Raw genomic sequence first — 18,024 nt, forward strand, 5'->3', positions numbered from 1 at the left:
TTTTCAAACCCTTAACTGATCTCGCTTTCTGTGTTTAATTGTTGCGTCATATGTCCTGTTAAGATCAAAAAGACATCATCAAGGGTAGGATTATGAAAGGAAATATTTTCTACAATAATATTGTCTTCATCTAACCGGTCTAGTACTTGTTTTAACTGACGCACTCCTCCATTTATAACAAAACTAAGTTTCCGTGCTTGTTTATCTATACTTAGATTTTCTTCATTGATAAGATTGATAGCCCTTGTAAAGTTGTCATCTCCTGCAACAGTAATTTCTAATCGTTCCGATCCAACAAGTTGTTTCAATTCCTCAGACGTACCTTCAGCTATTATCTTACCTCCATTAAGTACGATTATCTTGTCTGCGAGACTATCAGCTTCGTCCATATCTTGGGTGGTCAATAAAACTGTAGTCCCCTGTGACACCAATTGTCTCACTATATCCCACATAATTAACCGGCTATGAGGGTCTAGTCCTGTTGTAGGCTCATCCAAAAACAGCACAGGAGGTGATGCAATAAGACTAACAGCCAAGTCCAAACGCCGTTTCATTCCACCAGAATAAGTCTTTACTGCTCTATTTGAAGCGCTGACCAGATCAAATAATTCCAGTAGTTCAGTTGTTCTTTTTTTTATGGCCTTATGGCTAAGACGATACAATCTACCAATCATTTGTAGATTTTCTTTCCCTGTCAAATATTCATCGAGGGCGGCGTATTGCCCCGTTAGCCCAATCAAACTCCTCACTTTTTCTACATCTTTTACAACCTCATGATTGTTAATCCTTATGTCACCACTATCAGGTAACAACAGAGTACTTAATATATGAACAGTAGTAGTTTTTCCGGCACCATTTGGTCCAAGTAATGCTAAAACTGTACCTTTCTTAACGTCAAAAGTAATTCCATCGAGAACTGTCACATCTTTAAAGGATTTTCGAAGTTCCTTAACAGAAATTGTAATCTCATTCAAAACATCATTTGAAGTTGAATTATTTTCTAATGTACTATTTTTCTTATCGTCTATTTTTGTATTCATCTAAAAAACACCTTTCAACAAGAAACTGGCAATTATGTTTATCAAAATCAAAAAGTATCGCGAATAAAAATATAATGGAAAGAAGAGGGACAAGATTTGTCTATAGTAAGAATGACTGGTGATGAAGTTATATTTTTCCCATTAAAATTGATAGAGAGATATGTGCCGACAATATTTATTAGATAATCTAGTAAGGACATTCTTTTACTTGGAGTCTTTGATATAAAAATCATTACGGGATAAAAAGTATATCTGATAGATAAAATTCAGATATAATACCATTTTACTGATTAAGAAAATAAACTAATACATGGAAGCAAGATGTTTCCTCATCTCATATCATAACATCCTGCACATGATAACATGTATTTATAGATTGCATAATAAAATTACTCAAACTGTAAAAATAATGTCAATAATCCAAGTACTAGTATCATAAAAATAATAACCTTAAGATTAAGTAGAATAAGTATAGCAGACTATTCTCTTAATTGGAGTAATTGGATATCGTAAATGAGTAGAAACAAAAGTGTTGTAACTGACTTGGTGTGAGAGGCCAGATTATTTGATGACAAATATATAGCGAACAAAGTATCTGAGACGATGATAAATTTAAAGACGTATTAATATTTCGGGATGACTTCTTGCAAATCTTTATTGCGAAACAAATCCCATACTAATAAAATTCTTTGTATGATTATAGGAATTGACTTTAATTACAGGATTATCTCCGTTATAATGCATATAATCAGATGCCAGAGCCCAGTCAGCAGAGGCCTTATCAGGCATATTCTATCACAACTGCTTTGTATCCTTGTCCTTTTAATCTAACTATGCTTGTTACCTTATATTCTCCTAAACAGATTATACAATGACACTTTTATCATCATCTCCTTTATCATTTTGAAACCTTGTTGCGAATACATACACTCGCCAAAATGCTTTTGAATGTTAAGAAAGCAGTTTCAGCCATCCATCCATCTATGTCCGTACTTTCTTTTCTTTTTCTTCCATTTCAATAGATCTCTTTTGTTTGCAGTATTGCTTCCTCATTTCTTAAACTGTTGTTTTTAGGTGTAACGACTGAATTCTTTCTTACCTTTATTCCCAGTTTGATCCCTTCCTTTCTCCTGAAGATGCTGAAAGTTTGTATTTGAATCATAAGCTCCATCCCCTAGGAGAGAGTAGCGAATTAAATTCTTCGCATAGGTAGTGGTAGAGAGGTAGAGATAGTGGTAGTATTCAGAACATGGTCGACCAATTTCTTTAATGTCTACCATCATGAATCTTCTCATCTGTTACCGCGGGCAAGGATTTCCTTTGTTTTTATGTTTAAAGCGATATGGATCTTTAGATAGCCTTTTTTCCTATTCTGCACCTTCCATTTCCCTTCCATTTCTCATCCATTCATCCATTCATCCACTGGCCCCTATTGGTTATCTTGGCTCCAGAGCTAGCTATCTATGGAAATCATGATGTAATTATTATTATATACAAAATTGCTATAAACTGTCCAATTTTTTGGACTAAATAATTTATAATGTAACTGACAATGACGATTGAATAGAAGGGTTATTCACTGTCAGAGTCATCACTGTCAGAGTCATCACTGTTAGGTGTGTCTACAACGACCTCTCCCACCATGGTTGGATGGTAAATGCAATAGTAAGGAAAGTCCCCAGCCTGGTTAAATGTGAGGCTATAATACTGACTCGGGATTATCGCATCAGAATCAAACAGAGTACCTTCATCAGGATCCCCATCTGCTCCTGAGGTCACGGTATGCGAAATAGTATCACCATTATACCAAGTTACTGTTTGACCCACGTTAATTTCAATAGGATTAGGAGAATAGGAGTCATCTCCATCAATTCCCAGTATTACTGCAGGTACTGATTGATTACGCAAAGTCTCTTCTTCAGCAGATACGACCGGCGGACTACCAGGTTTTATGCTATCAGAAATAGGCAATATTCTAAATAGTGATCCAGTATAACTTAAAACATAAAGATACCCATCAGGTCCAACTTCAATGTCAGTTATCCCGCCAAAACCTTGGGCAAAAATTAATGGCTGGTTTTCCTTAGGATCGTCGACTTCATTATCTTGCAAAAGATCTATATTTCCAGGATATGTACTATTTATAAAAATTGCATCTCTTTCTTCGTTAAGTGTAAATCGATATAGTAGTCCGTTATTAATATCACCTACAAACATATTGTTTGCATATTCATCACCTAATCTGTGGGAATTTAGAAATTTTAATGCGGTTATACCTATAGTGGTATCCCATACAAATTTCGGGTCAGCATATTGACTACTACCGAAAACTACGAGATCATTTTCGGTAGTTCCATGTTCTAGTATGTCATCATCTACAAAACCCTGAATTTGATACCAGCCACTATTGAAACCAGGGAAAACCAAATTTATCTCATCACCAGCTGCAGGACCATTTTCAGTATCCCACAGATTACCCGTTAGAGGGTCAAAATCCATTCCAAAACTGTTACGGATGCCCATTGCATAGTAAATGTTCAATGGCAATCCTTTTCCGAAAATAGGGTTAGCAGGATCTACTATACCCCCATCTTGGGTTATACGCAGCACTCCACCTAAACCATTGGGAGGAGGTCCTGTAAGAATATTCTGAGCCTGTGTTCGATGTCCACCCACTTCTCCTACCATATAATAAACATTATTATCAGGACCGATTCTTATCTTGCCTCCATTATGTTCTCCTCTACCATTAACAGGAACAGCAGTCAAATCCAATAATAACACAGGATTAATTAATCTGCCGTCAACAAACTCATAGCGATAAAGTCTGTTACCTAATGGCTCAACAAAGCTAGTAACATCACTGCCATCAACACCATTACCTGATTCAGTGTAAGAGAGAAATACATAGATTTTCCCATCGGGCTGTTTCGCTACAGCAATACCTAAAAGACCTCGTTCAATTCCATTGGCAACAGGTACATCCAGAACCGGATTCGGATTCACAATCCCGTTTGTTACTCGCATTACTTTTCCTGTAGTTTTTTCGGTAACTAGAATATCATTCGGACCAAGAAATGCCATACTGGTTGGAAATTCCAAATCATCCGCTATTTTTTCCACAGTTAGAGTGTCATCATTTACGGTTGGACCATTTGGAGATAAAGGTGCCTTCGCATATGCACCATAAGATAATTGAATAGAAGAAGTAATGGATGAAATGGTAATCAAGAACATGGCAAAAAAGGAAATCAACAGTTTCTGTCTATTACTAACCATAAGTCTGTCTATTTATACTAAGGATTATGTTAAATTAATTAAGGTTTCGTAACTGAGATAGTAATTTCATCATAAACAAGTAAAGATATCTTCCACTATTATAAAATTATTGTAAATCAATATTATAGTTTTTTACAATTATGAATAAAGATGATTACAAAAAGGGCATCGATGATTTTGTAGTTCAAGGTATAGCATAAAAACGTGTAAAGTTAAAAAATCTAATGAAATCATGTCAACTAGCGGATGACTAGGAGATATGAGTATAGAAAGTAAACTTAATTACAAAGAAAAAACCACATATTCTAATCCATATTTGATTAGTTGCAAAAAGTTTTAGGTCAAAGTCAATTTTATGTTTTTTCATATTTGGTGTCTCAGAATCACATTACATGATATGATGGACTTTGGACTTTACTCGTAGCGAAAATTCGGTCTGATTCATAAGCGCATATGTATAATTCATTCTTAATTAACAAAATAAACCTCATTTTTGCCAGTTACAGTAAGTCCAGGATGTGGTCCCCCTCCGATTACATAGATTTTGTCTTCGATATTAGCAATACCAAGTCCATGTCTAGCTGTAGGCATAGGTGTTTCCTCGGTCCAAACATTATTGGTTGAATTATACACCTCATTCCTGTTAAAAGTACCTTGATTCTGTTCGCCACCCAATACATAGATCAGGCCATTAACAGTAGTTGCAGCAATTCCACTTCTCTTAGAGGGCATGGGTGAAAGATCAGAATCCCATTTATCCAAAATTGGGTTGTATCTTTCCACGACATCCACATTCACAAGGGAAGTAGCGATCCTTCCTCCGATTACATAAATATTTCCATCTACTACTCCCGATGCTGCGTGGTGTCTTGCCGTAGGCATTGGTGAAAGACTTGTCCACGTTCCATTGATAGTATTATAAGCTTCTACAGTAGAAAGAGACTGATCATGCTTATCACCACCAATTACATACAGAACATCACCTACAAAAGACGATACTGGAGAACCTCTTGCTGTAGGCATTGATGGGCCGATCGTCCAGTTATTAATTTTAGGATCATATATGAATAACAGATTACTGGGATTCCAATCTCCCGTATATCCACCGATAACATAAATTTTTCCATCATAGACAGATGAGCTTGTATGATGAAGTGGAACAGGCAAGGGACTTGAATTTGCATTCCAACGATTGTTGGTCGTATTATATACCTCAACTGTACTAGTTATTCTTCCATCATTTGTGAACCCACCCATTACATATACTAAATCATCAAGACTTGCCGCCGTTACTTCAGTACGTGGAGTTGGTAACGATTTTCCTTCTAACCAAGTTCCATATCCACTTGATTCTTGAGAAAAAGCAGCAATATAATCATCTGATTTCAAAATAGCAACCAAAAAAATAAAAACCAAAATAACAAGGGATAGCAGTTTAAAATTTTTATTTATCATAACATTCTTACTATAAGAGAACTAATATAAAATAGAAGACAATCCTCAAACATGATAATGTACTTTTATGACAACAGATATGTATCCTTAGAGGTTGCGAACATTTTGATTTAATTATAAATTCGCTAAATACAAAGACTTTGAGTTTGATGAATCCTGATTCATAAATACTTTATGTTACTATTCAAATAATCACAGTATAGAAAATATACCTGTCATCATCAATCAGTAATTATTTTTTTAAGGCACGTTAATGACATAAGACCTAAAGGTAGAAAACTCTTTTTGTGATTTTATTGAATATTAGATACTTATTGAAGTAGAATCCAAGTCCAAGCGATATATTTTATATCAATTTAAAAGATTTTCTATAGTAAAGGTTAAATACTTGCAAAATTTTTTTATTCATTCACAAGGTTCAACATATATTATATTATTAACCTATGATGTATATAGGAAGAAGGATATATGAGATTAGACTTTCCTCCAAAGTATACTGAAGTCATAGGTGCTGTCAAAATTCACTCATTGCAGAAGGTATATGAAATAGATTCAGGATATGGTACTAAAACAAAGAACTCTCAACTCAACAATTCAACAATATCTTTTGGTAACAAAAAAATATCTAAAATCTGTAACGAAATGGCAATAGTCATTCCAGTAAAAAATGAAAAACTAAGTCTTTTGGAGGGTGTCCTTAGTGGTGTTCCTAATGAATGTCTAATCATCATAGTTTCAAACAGTCAAAAGACTCCTGTAGATAGATATTCTATGGAAGTTGAGATGGTCAAACAATATTCTCAATTTACTAATAAAAGGATTGCAATTGTTCATCAGAGAGATTCGAATCTTGGTAGAATATTTCACAAGCTCAATTATTCCTCAATTTTGGATAATTATAGCCAAATTCGTAGCGGAAAGGCTGAAGGAATGGTAATAGGCATATTACTGGCAAAGATGCACGGGATGAAATATGTGGGATTTGTTGATAGCGATAATTATTTTCCCGGTGCGGTAAATGAATATGTAAAAATCTTTGCTTCAGGGTTTGCCATGTCCAAGTCTCATTTAAGTAACGTAAGGGTTTGTTGGCGTTCAAAGCCCAAAGTAGCTAATAATCGAGTCTATTTCCCTCGATGGGGACGTATCTCAGAACACAGTAATAAATATCTCAATGATCTGATCTCATATATAACTGGTTTTGAAAGAGACATTGTAACCACAGGCAATGCAGGTGAACACGCATTATCAATGAGTTTAGCTGAAAACATGGATTTTTCAACAGGATATTCGGTAGAACCATATGAATTAATAAACATCTTAGAAAAATTTGGTGGAATAATCAACGAAACTACAAACTCGACTAAGGACTTTGTTGAAGTATTCCAGATAGAAACAAGGAATCCACATTTTCATGAAAACAAAGGTGATGAACACATTACAGGAATGTTATATGAATCTCTCAATGTCATAAACAACAGTAAAATATGCAATACCGAAATTACCAAAGATATAAAAAATCATATGATAATGTTACAACATAAAGCAAACAACGGCAGCATAAAACTTAATGGGAACAATAATGACCACATTATGGCGCCTATCAACACTATCCCAATTGACAAATTTAATGAATTAGTAATTGATAGTCCTCAATTATTGCATTTGTTTAACGTCCAATGATTTAAGTTTAAATAAAGGTTTCAAAAGGTAACAAATTTGAGATCTATGCTATTTTTTTGAATTTCTAGATTATTACAAATCAAATTTCAAATCCTAGAATCTAGTACAGGTTTTTATTACGCTTTCCTTTGTTTTCTCAACATGTATAGTAAGTTGGTTTTTGTATCTTTGTTATTGATATTCGTAACTGTATTTTCAAGTTTAATTATTCGACCCATGCAATCCGAAGCGACTACAGAGAATCAATCTTTTTTTGATGCTGAAAACATAGATTCCAAAATTCTATCAAATGAATCTGTATCATTGGAGCCACCAGTTGCTAACACAACATCATTAGAGTCCCCAGTTGCTAACACAACATCATTAGAGTCCCCAGTTGCTAACACAACATCATTAGAGTCCCCAGTTGCTAACACAACATCATTAGAGTCCCCAGTTGCTAACACAACATCATTGGAGCCACCAGTTGCTAACCTCACTAACCACTTTGCTGCTCAAGTTTTTATTCATAAGAATTTTGTAGGGAATAACACAATAATTACTCAAAACACTCCATTGATCAATGGTCAATTTCAAGATTCGATAAGTAGTTTAATAATTACAATTGATGGAAATCAGAGTGCAGGATACATGGTAGAAGTTTGCGAACATAAAAGCTATGCAGGAAATTGTATGATACTAGGTGCAGGTAAACATAACATTCAAACTCTAGGATGGCTTAATGATCAAATTTCATCCTTAAGAGTTTTATCCCCAGAAACTTTAGAACTCAAGAACATCAAACCGGGAATAATAACTAACGGATCTAATTAATATAACAATTCAAACTCTATTATTGTATGATGTGTATTTCATAAATGATAATTTAACAAAAGGTTATAAGTCATTTTTATTTTAGGGATCCTCAATCATGGGATCAGAGTACAGTGCGATTGTTTCAATATCCGTTTTATTTGTGTTTACAATCATTTTTGCATTACCAGAGGATACTAACGCCGTCAACAATTCCACTTGGGAATTTGGAAAAGAAATGCCAACAAATAGAACTGAAATTACTGCAGACGTCGTAAATGATAAGATATTTGTCATCGGTGGAGCGGACTATAGAAATGGTGGTCAACTAAATTTAGTCGAAATATATGATCCCCAAAACAATAATTGGACCAAGGGAAATCCTCTACCATATTCACTTGACCATGCACCATCCGTTGTTTATAAAAACAAAATATATGTGATTGGAGGTTTTCAAGAGGATAAAATTACCACAGATAAGGTATTGATTTATGATTCTGTAACAAATCAATGGACTGAGGGAAACCCTCTGCCCGAACCAAGAGCTGCCTCAGTAGCAGAAGTTGTAAATGGCACTATATATATCATATCAGGTCTAAATTTGGATCACGACCCCGTAAGGACTAATTTTGCATATAATATAGAAAATGACACATGGATGACTAAAGCTCCAATGCCAGAACATAATGGTCCAAAACACCATGCCGCATCTGCCACGGTTGACGGCAAAATTTATGTTATCGGTGGAAGACTGTTTGGCAATGGAGTACCTAATGAAATAAACGATGCTCTCACAAACCTAGACGATAATATGCAATACGATCCAAAGACAGATAAATGGACAGAGATGGATCCAATGCCCATCAGAAGAAGCGGCTTTTCAGCCGAGTCATTAGACGGGAAGATATATGTATTTGGCGGACAGATGGCAGACGGAGCTAGCAAAAACATAGAGAGATACGATCCAATTACTAATCAATGGTCCATCGAGCCTGATATGCAAGCAGACAGATCGGGCTTGGCAGTTGCAGCATATAATGATAAAATATATGTATTTGGCGGACAGCATGAAGGACTTCAGGCTATGAATATAAACGAGGTATTAACTCCGGGAAACAGTAGTCACCAGAACAAAATACCATAAATCAGTATCATATTCAATAGTATAGTGGGTTAATCTTTTGTGAAGCTCATTCATAGTTGTTTATTTAAGATGTATGGAAAATTTGCAGAGTATGGTAATCGAAATGCCATTTAATACAACCACTTTATTTAATTTGTTTGCCCAGTCATTTATTAAATATCACTCACGATTCTCATATGACATCTAATAGTGACAAAAATAATCGAGTCTAAAGTTGTAATCTCTTGACCATATTAGAAGATGAAAAAAATATATACCGCCTGTATCTCCGATTACTGTTCAAAGTCTGATCATATTATAACAAGAGGTAATAGACAACCCATTTTTTTTAATTTCAGTAATATAGGCTCGATCATGGATTATTAAGACCTAATAACACATAAACCCAATATACTCTATATTAATTTGAAAACTATATCTGCTTCAATGGAAGACGTTCTATCTGAATCTGTTTCCATCAATTTATCCAACTCTAGATGACAATCCCAGCCTATCTAGATTTTGAAATACAGTATTTTCTCTAGACATCATGGAATTAGCCAAAAAAAATGTTTACTACACTAAGTAACCTATGAGGGTCATATTTACTATGTACAGATTGATGGGAAATATCTTGGCATAAAAGATATTAATGCAAAATGCAGCCAAAGGCGAAATCCTTTTAAATTTATGAAATTGTGGGTCAAGATATCAACTTTTTTTAATTCCAGTAAACCTAGAACTCGCATAGGTTTACTAGAGTTTTCTAAATCATAATCAATAAAAAAAGAATATGAACATGTCTAATGGTGAAGCATCTCAAACAGGCAAAAACTATCCCTCCGATCAGTCCATAATTATTGACTAGTGCGATTTAGAGGATGATATATTTCAGTTATATTTGATGTAAAGAAACCTCTTTGAGGTCCGCCTCCTATCGCATAAATCTTACCATCAAAAGACGCTGCACCAAATCCATGTCTAGCATTCATCATGGGTAATTCCTTGGTCCACGTATCAGTTTGAGGATCATAGCGTTCGTTATCATTGAAGGCACCCTGATTCTGTTCTCCTCCCAAAACATAAATAAATCCATCTAATGATGTAGCAGCATTTCCACTCCTCTTTGATGGCATGGGTGAGAGATCAGTAATCCAAGTATTAGAGACAGGATCGTATTTTTCAATCAAGTCAACATTGTTAAGTTCTTCTCCAATTCTACCGCCGATTACGTATATATTTCCATCAACAACTGCAGATGCCGCATGATGACGGGATGTAGGCATAGAAGCCTTTGTAGTCCATTGATTGGTATTTGGATCATATGCCTCGGTTGTGTTTAAGGCTCTATCATATCCCTCTCCACCATCACCACCCATAACATATAAAGTTCCATTAACAAATTCTGCGTTAGGGTATCCTCGTGGGGTAGGCATAGGATTGCCTTGGGTCCACTCATTCGTAACTGGATCATAAATGAAAAGTCTATCACTTGCAGTCCAATCTCCTGTGTAACCACCTGCAACATAGACTTTGCCATCAAAAGCTGCCGCTGCTACATGATGCAGAGGTAACGGTAATTGTGATATATCTTCAGACCAAGTATCCATTGTAGCATTATACAATTCAACCATTCCTACTCCTTCTCCTTCTTGATCATAGCCTCCTATTACATATATGCCGTCACCAATTTGGGCTGCTGTAGCTTCAGTTGTTAGGCGAGGCATATCTGCTCCTCGGGTCCAAAAAACTCCAGTGTCCGGTTGTGAATATGAAAATTGGAAATAATTTATCATGCTTAATGTTGATATCATTATTATACAAAGGAAGGTCGTCAAGTGTTTTTTTGTGAAAAAATTCATAATAGCTAATTTTTTAAAAGTAGATATAAAGGAATTGCTGATCCTCTAATTTGAAATTAAAATATTCTTATTAAAACTAGTAGTATATTATAAAATTATGTCTGAGATGGAATAATACAATTGTCTTGAATTACTCGATTAAAAAAATTATGGATTTTGTTGGAACAAAACTTCTGCTTGATCCAAGTTGTTATTTATTGTATTTATCAAATTCTGAATCTCTGAAACTGGTGCTCTTTCCTGAATGGCCGATATCAAGTCTTCACGAATTAATAATTCAGTTGCTTCCATTAATTCAGGATTCAATGCAGCTAATGGTCCTTCTAAGAATTCATAATGATCTAAATAAGCAGTTCTGACTGTTTGTTCAGCTGCTACAAAATCTTGAGATGCATATTGATTATTTGCTTGTGTCAAGAGATTTCTTATTTCGTTAATAATTGCGATTGGAGAACGACTATCTTCTTCGCTTGTAGCAGACTCACTTTCAATTTGTCCAAAAACAATGCTGGGAGATGCTGTAATTAGTAATGTAACAGCGGAAATCATGAATACAAAGATCGTACTGAATTTGAATTTGGCAAGAGGATTACTATTCATTTAACGATAAGTGATTCTTTAACAATATAATACATTTGTTAATTCTCATTTCATAGAATGAAGGTGAACCTTGATTGAAAAATATCCTTACTTGATGAAATAAAAATAAATAAAAGCTTTGGTAACCTATAAAATGTTACCTAAGAAATAGATTTATATCAAACTATTAGTCTTAGTTAAAGAATTAGGAGGAAATTCGAAACTGAATGTCTCTGCTAGCCAGAATGACATTGATTTATGAAAGCAAATACTTTACAATCATTTTGATAATTTCTATATCAACATTATTTCATCTCTATAATGTTACTGGATTCCCCACTATCCACATAGATGAAGGGACTTATATGTACAGAGCAATGCATTTTTTGACCTTGGGAAACGTTGGATGGAATGTTTCATTTTATGATCATCCGTATTTTGGTCCGGTTTTGCTTGGAATTCTTTTAAAAGTTGTTAATTACCCTCTTCTTGTATTATCAGATACACAATTTCAAGGATTAGCCAACAATCCCTACTTAATTCCTAGACTCATGATGGGCCTATTTGCAATAATAGATACATTTTTGGTGTATGCAATTTCAAAAAGATTGTACGACCGCAACGTAGCAATTTTATCGGCGGTATTATTTTCTGTAATGCCTTTTACCTGGGCACTACGACGAATTTATTTGGAATCGCTACTGTTGCCTTTTTTTCTTGGATCTGTTTTGCTTGTCTTGTATTCAAATTATCAAAATCAGTCGAACAGAAAAAACACATGGTTATTAATATCAGTTTCAGGAATACTTTTCGGGTTATCAGTTTTTACAAAAGCACCGATATTTCTTATGATTCCTCTATTGATATATCTTATCTACAAACAGAACAAGGAGTTGACGTATATCATAATATTCATGATTCCGGAAATTGTAATCTCAACAATTTGGCCACTAGATGCATTAATTAAGGGAGAATTTGAACAATGGACGCTAGGTGTAAGTTCTCAAATGATGAGACACGACGCCGCCATGCTCGACGCCATCTATAACATTCTTGAAATCGACCCAACCATTTTTTCAATTGGCATTGCAGGGATCTTATTTGCCATTATTAAAAGAGATTATTTTATTTTACTAGGAATAATACCATTCTTAGCTTTTTTTTCAATTTTAATAGATTATATAAATTGGTTCTACATGATACCTATTTTTGGATTTGTTTGTATATCCTCCAGTGTACTAATAATAAGAATCATTTCCTCCTTTTCGAAATTTAAATTATTTACTGTTTCAATTATTGGACTTGTTATCACCTTTGGCTTTCTCTCAACCTTACTTTTGATTTTGACTGATGTAGGGTCATTCCAAGATCAAACGATTTCTTATATTAATGCAATTCTATCTAAAGGAGATATTAATTTTGACTTAGGATTAGAAGATCCCTTCAAACAAAAGAATGCCGAACCGATATCTGACTTGGGAAATTCTCAAAGAGAAAGAAATAATTTGAGGGATAGCAATATCAACAAATTAAAAACAACGATGATTGCTAGTCCAATATATTCGTGGATTTACAAATACATATATTCTTACAATGAAACTTCTTATAGCTATACAGAAGACAAAGAATTCAGAAATGACACCAAGTTAATTTTAGTTTTGGATAGATACTTCAGAGATTTTTTAGCTAATAATGTAGAATCAAAAAACAGTACATGGAATCAAGATATTGCATCTGCTGATAGAATTTACGAAGTAATGAAGAGATTGAATTCATCAAAATATTTTGTAGGAAATGGGAGAGAGTTTAACTTTAATCAATACCCATATAGCAGTATGAGATTTAATTTGGGTGGGAGTCCAATAGAGGTAAGGACAAATTTTTAAAAAGTATGCATGATAACAATATTAATCAAGATGAGTAGATTTTTTTATTATTTTAATCAAAAAAAGAAAATTATTGACACTTTTCATATCCTAATTTATAAAGATCGTTACAAACAAACGTTTTGGTAATATTAAATAATAAATCATCATTCTTTATTTCGGTTGCTGATTCTGATTCTGGCATCTTCAAACTAGATTTAGGATTTAAACGGAGATTGACCTCAGATTTGTCTTTAGGTTGTTGATTTCCATCATAAAGTCCGTAATATATAGCTGATTCACCATCCGTAAAATCGATTTTAAGCAATATGAAACTAACGTCTCTGTTAGGAACATCCAAGATAAAAGTTTCATTTAAAGGTATATTGTTATAGAGTCTTGCTTGCTCTAGTAAATTGTCAAAGTTATCAAAATCTTGGAGTTGTCCTACGACCAAATCACTATTAGTAAAGTTCTCAAAAGCAGAAGATTCTTTGTATCTAGGTTCTAGCTTTATGAGTTGATACCAATTTACCACTTGAAATGGAAATAGTTCGTCATTTAGATCACGGAAAATATCCACAGTATCATTGAAAATTAATGCAGACAGATATAGAGTTCCAGTGTCCTTTGGTTCCACGTGTATGGAGACGTTTGAAGGTACAGTCTCATAGATTAATTTCGATCCCGCTACTGTTTCGTTGCCAAAAATTGTCGGACTTGGTTCAAAAGCCATACTGATGGACTTTGATACAGCGCCACCATCTATAATAATTACAGCAAAAAAAGCAAAAAAGCATGACAAAAAGACCACTTTTATTTTACCGCTAACAAACAAAAAATTCAACATGCTTTGGTATCGAGACATATGTTATATTTATATCTAAACACCTTTTTCTGCTTAAAGAACAATGGAGTGTCAGATTATGATTTTCCAATTTCAAAAATCATATCAGAACACATATATCTATAATCTTTCGAATAGAAACATTCTTAATTCAGATAATATCGATAATGTTTTTATTTAGTTGTTAAAGCACGAAGTGTCAGTGTTATCCTTTTCGCATTAATGAATGGAAGGTGAAATAATTTTTGATAAAGTGTACAGAAAAACAATGCAATAAAACCAAGTATATAATAATCATCCTGATTCCTGTAGTATTATCTGCATTCACACATCTATGGAATCCGACTGGATTTCCATCCATATACATAGATGAAGATCACTATATGAGAAGGGCACTTCAAGTATTAGAAGGCCAGGGACCTCAAGAATCAATATTAGTATATGATCATCCTTATGACCACCCATATTTTGGTCAGATTTTTTTAGCCTCGTTACTAAAAATAGCAGATTACAGATATCATGCGGATCAAAATGCTGAAAGTCCTCAATCAATTGAACAGCTATATCTTACACCTCGAATAATAATGGGACTATTAGCAGTTGTGGATACCTTATTAGTTTACAAGATAGGAGAAATATGGAAAGGAAAAAAAGTAGGTTTTGTGTCGGCCATACTTTTTGGAGTCATGCCGTTAACATGGATGTTAAAGATGACACTATTAGACAATTTACTAATGCCATTTTTCCTCTCTTCAGTTTTGTTAGCTTTGTTTGTAGGAAAAAGGTTTAAGAAAGATTCGTCTGTGACGGCTTTGATCTTTTTGTCCGGCATAACTCTTGGACTCGCAATTTTTACCAAGATACCAGTAGTAACTTTCATTCCCTTAGTAGGATACATAATCTATAAAGAAACCAAAAGTTTTAGGAAAATAGGTTTATGGTTGATTCCAGTTATATTAATTCCTTTAATTTGGCCAGGTTATATTATTTATAGTGGTAATTTAGAGAATGGGCTAAATGGAATCTTATATCAGATTGAGAGAGGCGAAAGGGACTTTGCAGATACTTTGAATTTTATTGTTTTTGCAGATCCTGTACTTGTAATTCTTGGTATTGTTGGAGGACTAACTCTCACATTTGTCAAAAGGGATCTGCTTTTTGTATTATGGACTATTCCCTATTTCTTGTTTATTTGGCAAGTTGGTGGAATAGTAAAATACTTTCACTTTATTGAGTTGTTACCCATATTAGCAATTTCAGGAGGGTTTATAATAGTAACAATTAGTAATAAAATATCTGCGATGGGTAAAAAAAGTGCAAGAAAGATTAAGATACATAATTTTTTATCAATAATTCTGATTGCTGGAATAGGTATTTTCGGATTAACTTGCACTTTAATGGTAATTGGTAATAATACAAACGAAACCTTTTTTGAGTTATCGGCATTTATCTCAAATTATGTGGTTTCAAACACAGACCTTAATATGAAAACAACACTTATGGGTCAGCACTGGATTAGAAGCTTTTCATGGATTCCTATGTATATACATGACAAGACAAATTTCGTAAAGGACGTATTCCCTGAACGTTATTTGAGAGAACCGTTAAAGACTGACGATGTCCTAATGGTAGTGGATAATCAACTAAAGCACGACGTACTAGATTATTCGGTTCAGGGTGAGCACCTCGATAAAATAAGAAAAATATACCATAATTCCGACAGAGTGGGTTTATTTGTTGACAATCCAATTAAAAATATTGACATAAATCAATATCCATTTACCAATATGAAAGAGGTACGGGAATTAGGACTGATTGAAGTTAGATCAAATCATGTAAATGAGGACAATATAGTATACGCTCAAACATCTAACGGGACGATGGATTCCGAGAATCTCAATTTGACTGTTCCTCAGATCCCTATGCCAACGGTTGCTGATCCTAATTTGAAAGTTGAGCTAGTAGCCAGTGGACTCAAGTATCCTACAACAATGGCATTTGTCGGAAAAGATGACATTCTAGTCCTAGAAAAAAATAATGGCACTATAATGAGAATAATAAACGGGACTTTATTGGATAAGCCAGTCATAGACTTTAACGTTGCAAACAAGATAGAAAGAGGTCTGCTAGGTATTGCAGTAGCGAATCAGACATTGAATAACTCTACAGGCGAGAAAACATATGTTTACGTCTTCTATACTCAAGCTCTAAAAGATGGAAACGATGTTTGTTCTGGAGCTACAGTTTGTGATGAAAAAACAAATCCTTTGGGAAATAGAGTTTATAGACTTGAGTGGACAGGAAGCGAACTAATAAACCCTAATCTCATCTTGGATCTTCCAGTAGGTCCAGGCGCTGATCATAACGGCGGAGTGATAAAAGTTGGTCCTGATGGAAACATCTATGTCCTCGTTGGAGATGGCGATAGTTGTTGGGAAGATGAATTTTGTACTGGTACTTTTGAAGATAGTACTGTAAATGCAGAATCATCCAATGTTCCTACGGGTCATCCACCCGATGGAAGAGGGGGTATACTAAGAATAAATCCATTTGGGGAACCAATATTAGGAGGAGAAAATAAAACAACTGGGGTATTAGCGGATCATAGCCCTCTAAACAAGTATTTTGCTTACGGAGTTAGAAACGGATTTGGATTAGCATTTGATCCGATTTCCAATAAACTGTGGGACAGTGAAAACGGTCCTGGTTATGGTGACGAACTAAACTTGGTAGAACCAGGGTTCAATAGTGGATGGTTAAAAGTGCAGGGATGGTGGCCTGTAGAAAATGCACAGCCTTTACCCCCAGAGAGAGGATATTTTGGAGATAAGATCGTGACAATACCAGATAATTTAGAAACCTTTGCGGATAAAGGACATTACAGTAGTCCAGAGTTTACATGGAACATGTCCGTTGGAGTAACAGCACTTGAGTTCCTCAAGAACGATACATTAGGGACTCAATACCAAAATGATTTGTTTGTAGCGGACTATAACAATAACTACCTGTATGATTTCAACCTGATAGACGACAGGACAAAGTTAGATTTAGAAGGAGATCTAGTAGACAAAGTTGCAAATAATAACGCTGAATTGGATTCTGTAGTATTTGGTCAAGGATTTGGAGTTGCTACAGATATAAAGGAGGGTCCAGATGGTTATCTGTATGTGTTGTCTCACTTGTATGGTAATCTCTATAGAATCGTCCCAAAATAAATCCATAAATTTTTTTAGTAACCAAATAATAGTATATACATCTAATAATTTACGGGCAATATAACACTCTGTTGGAGACAAAGAAATTCGAAACCTTGAGATCTACGCTGTAGGATGGGAAATTCCATAATATCTTAACTAATGTTTTTTTACAAATATTTTTCTCAATCAATTTGTCTCCCCGGTATAAAGAAAAACAATTGTTGATTATCGTAAATGGAATTTAATAGTAGACCTGACTTTGAACACATTAAACTCATTCTAATATTAGAAAACAATCGTAT

12 protein-coding genes and 1 pseudogene are annotated in these 18,024 nt (G+C 34.4%); 5 read left to right on the forward strand and 8 right to left on the reverse strand.

The genetic code is table 11. From position 1 onward, the window contains the following. Nucleotides 1-11: 11 nt before the first annotated feature. The 5 genes and pseudogenes from F1Z66_RS03770 to F1Z66_RS03785 all read right to left on the reverse strand — a co-directional run bounded on the left by F1Z66_RS03770 (nt 12) and on the right by F1Z66_RS03785 (nt 5,708). Nucleotides 12-1,040 (reverse strand): ATP-binding cassette domain-containing protein, encoded by a 1,029-nt coding sequence (locus tag F1Z66_RS03770; RefSeq protein WP_149862270.1) that lies wholly within the window; start codon nt 1,038-1,040, stop codon nt 12-14. Nucleotides 1,041-1,694: 654 nt separating this feature from the next. Then, nucleotides 1,695-1,829, reverse strand: coding sequence for a hypothetical protein (locus tag F1Z66_RS16210; RefSeq protein WP_255437882.1), 135 nt, complete (start codon nt 1,827-1,829; stop codon nt 1,695-1,697). Nucleotides 1,830-1,885: 56 nt separating this feature from the next. Continuing rightward, nucleotides 1,886-2,501: pseudogene (locus tag F1Z66_RS16380) on the reverse strand (transposase); the annotation flags it as partial. A gap of 111 nt (nt 2,502-2,612) precedes the next feature. Further along, the gene (locus F1Z66_RS03780) at nt 2,613-4,319 is read right to left on the reverse strand and encodes a PQQ-dependent sugar dehydrogenase (protein ID WP_149862272.1); all 1,707 of its coding nucleotides are present in this window, start codon (nt 4,317-4,319) and stop codon (nt 2,613-2,615) included. A gap of 468 nt (nt 4,320-4,787) precedes the next feature. Next, entirely contained in the window at nt 4,788-5,708 is a 921-nt protein-coding gene (locus tag F1Z66_RS03785; RefSeq protein WP_159357552.1) for a Kelch repeat-containing protein, read from the reverse strand. Between the two features lie 534 nt (nt 5,709-6,242). On the opposite strand from F1Z66_RS03785, the gene mpgS reads away from it, so the two are divergent. The 3 genes from mpgS (at nt 6,243) to F1Z66_RS03800 (ending at nt 9,393) form a co-directional block, all read left to right on the forward strand. Then, nucleotides 6,243-7,457, forward strand: coding sequence for a mannosyl-3-phosphoglycerate synthase (mpgS, locus tag F1Z66_RS03790; RefSeq protein ID WP_149862274.1), 1,215 nt, complete (start codon nt 6,243-6,245; stop codon nt 7,455-7,457). Nucleotides 7,458-7,673: 216 nt separating this feature from the next. Beyond that, complete coding sequence (locus F1Z66_RS03795; RefSeq protein WP_149862275.1) at nt 7,674-8,270, forward strand: beta/gamma crystallin-related protein; 597 nt, start codon at nt 7,674-7,676, stop codon at nt 8,268-8,270. A 97-nt stretch (nt 8,271-8,367) separates the two neighbouring features. Beyond that, on the forward strand, nt 8,368-9,393 hold the full coding sequence (locus F1Z66_RS03800) for a Kelch repeat-containing protein (RefSeq protein ID WP_149862276.1): 1,026 nt from the start codon (nt 8,368-8,370) through the stop codon (nt 9,391-9,393). 836 nt (nt 9,394-10,229) lie between these two features. On the opposite strand, the gene F1Z66_RS03805 is transcribed toward F1Z66_RS03800, so the two are convergent. Both F1Z66_RS03805 and F1Z66_RS03810 read right to left on the reverse strand, forming a co-directional pair. Further along, on the reverse strand, nt 10,230-11,099 hold the full coding sequence (locus F1Z66_RS03805) for a Kelch repeat-containing protein (RefSeq protein ID WP_159357554.1): 870 nt from the start codon (nt 11,097-11,099) through the stop codon (nt 10,230-10,232). Nucleotides 11,100-11,381: 282 nt separating this feature from the next. Continuing rightward, entirely contained in the window at nt 11,382-11,834 is a 453-nt protein-coding gene (locus F1Z66_RS03810; protein WP_149862278.1) for a hypothetical protein, read from the reverse strand. Between the two features lie 206 nt (nt 11,835-12,040). Between F1Z66_RS03810 and F1Z66_RS03815 the strand changes: the two genes are divergently transcribed. After that, nucleotides 12,041-13,699 (forward strand): ArnT family glycosyltransferase, encoded by a 1,659-nt coding sequence (locus F1Z66_RS03815; RefSeq protein ID WP_149862279.1) that lies wholly within the window; start codon nt 12,041-12,043, stop codon nt 13,697-13,699. A gap of 70 nt (nt 13,700-13,769) precedes the next feature. Here the strand turns inward: F1Z66_RS03815 and F1Z66_RS03820 are convergent, their stop codons facing one another. Beyond that, nucleotides 13,770-14,483, reverse strand: a complete 714-nt coding sequence (locus F1Z66_RS03820) for a hypothetical protein (RefSeq protein ID WP_149862280.1) — start codon at nt 14,481-14,483, stop codon at nt 13,770-13,772. A gap of 287 nt (nt 14,484-14,770) precedes the next feature. On the opposite strand from F1Z66_RS03820, the gene F1Z66_RS03825 reads away from it, so the two are divergent. Then, nucleotides 14,771-17,740, forward strand: a complete 2,970-nt coding sequence (locus F1Z66_RS03825) for a PQQ-dependent sugar dehydrogenase (protein WP_149862281.1) — start codon at nt 14,771-14,773, stop codon at nt 17,738-17,740. Nucleotides 17,741-18,024: the final 284 nt, after the last annotated feature.

Origin of the sequence: Candidatus Nitrosocosmicus agrestis, assembly GCF_008389435.1 — an archaeon.
Classification (GTDB): domain Archaea; phylum Thermoproteota; class Nitrososphaeria; order Nitrososphaerales; family Nitrososphaeraceae; genus Nitrosocosmicus; species Nitrosocosmicus agrestis.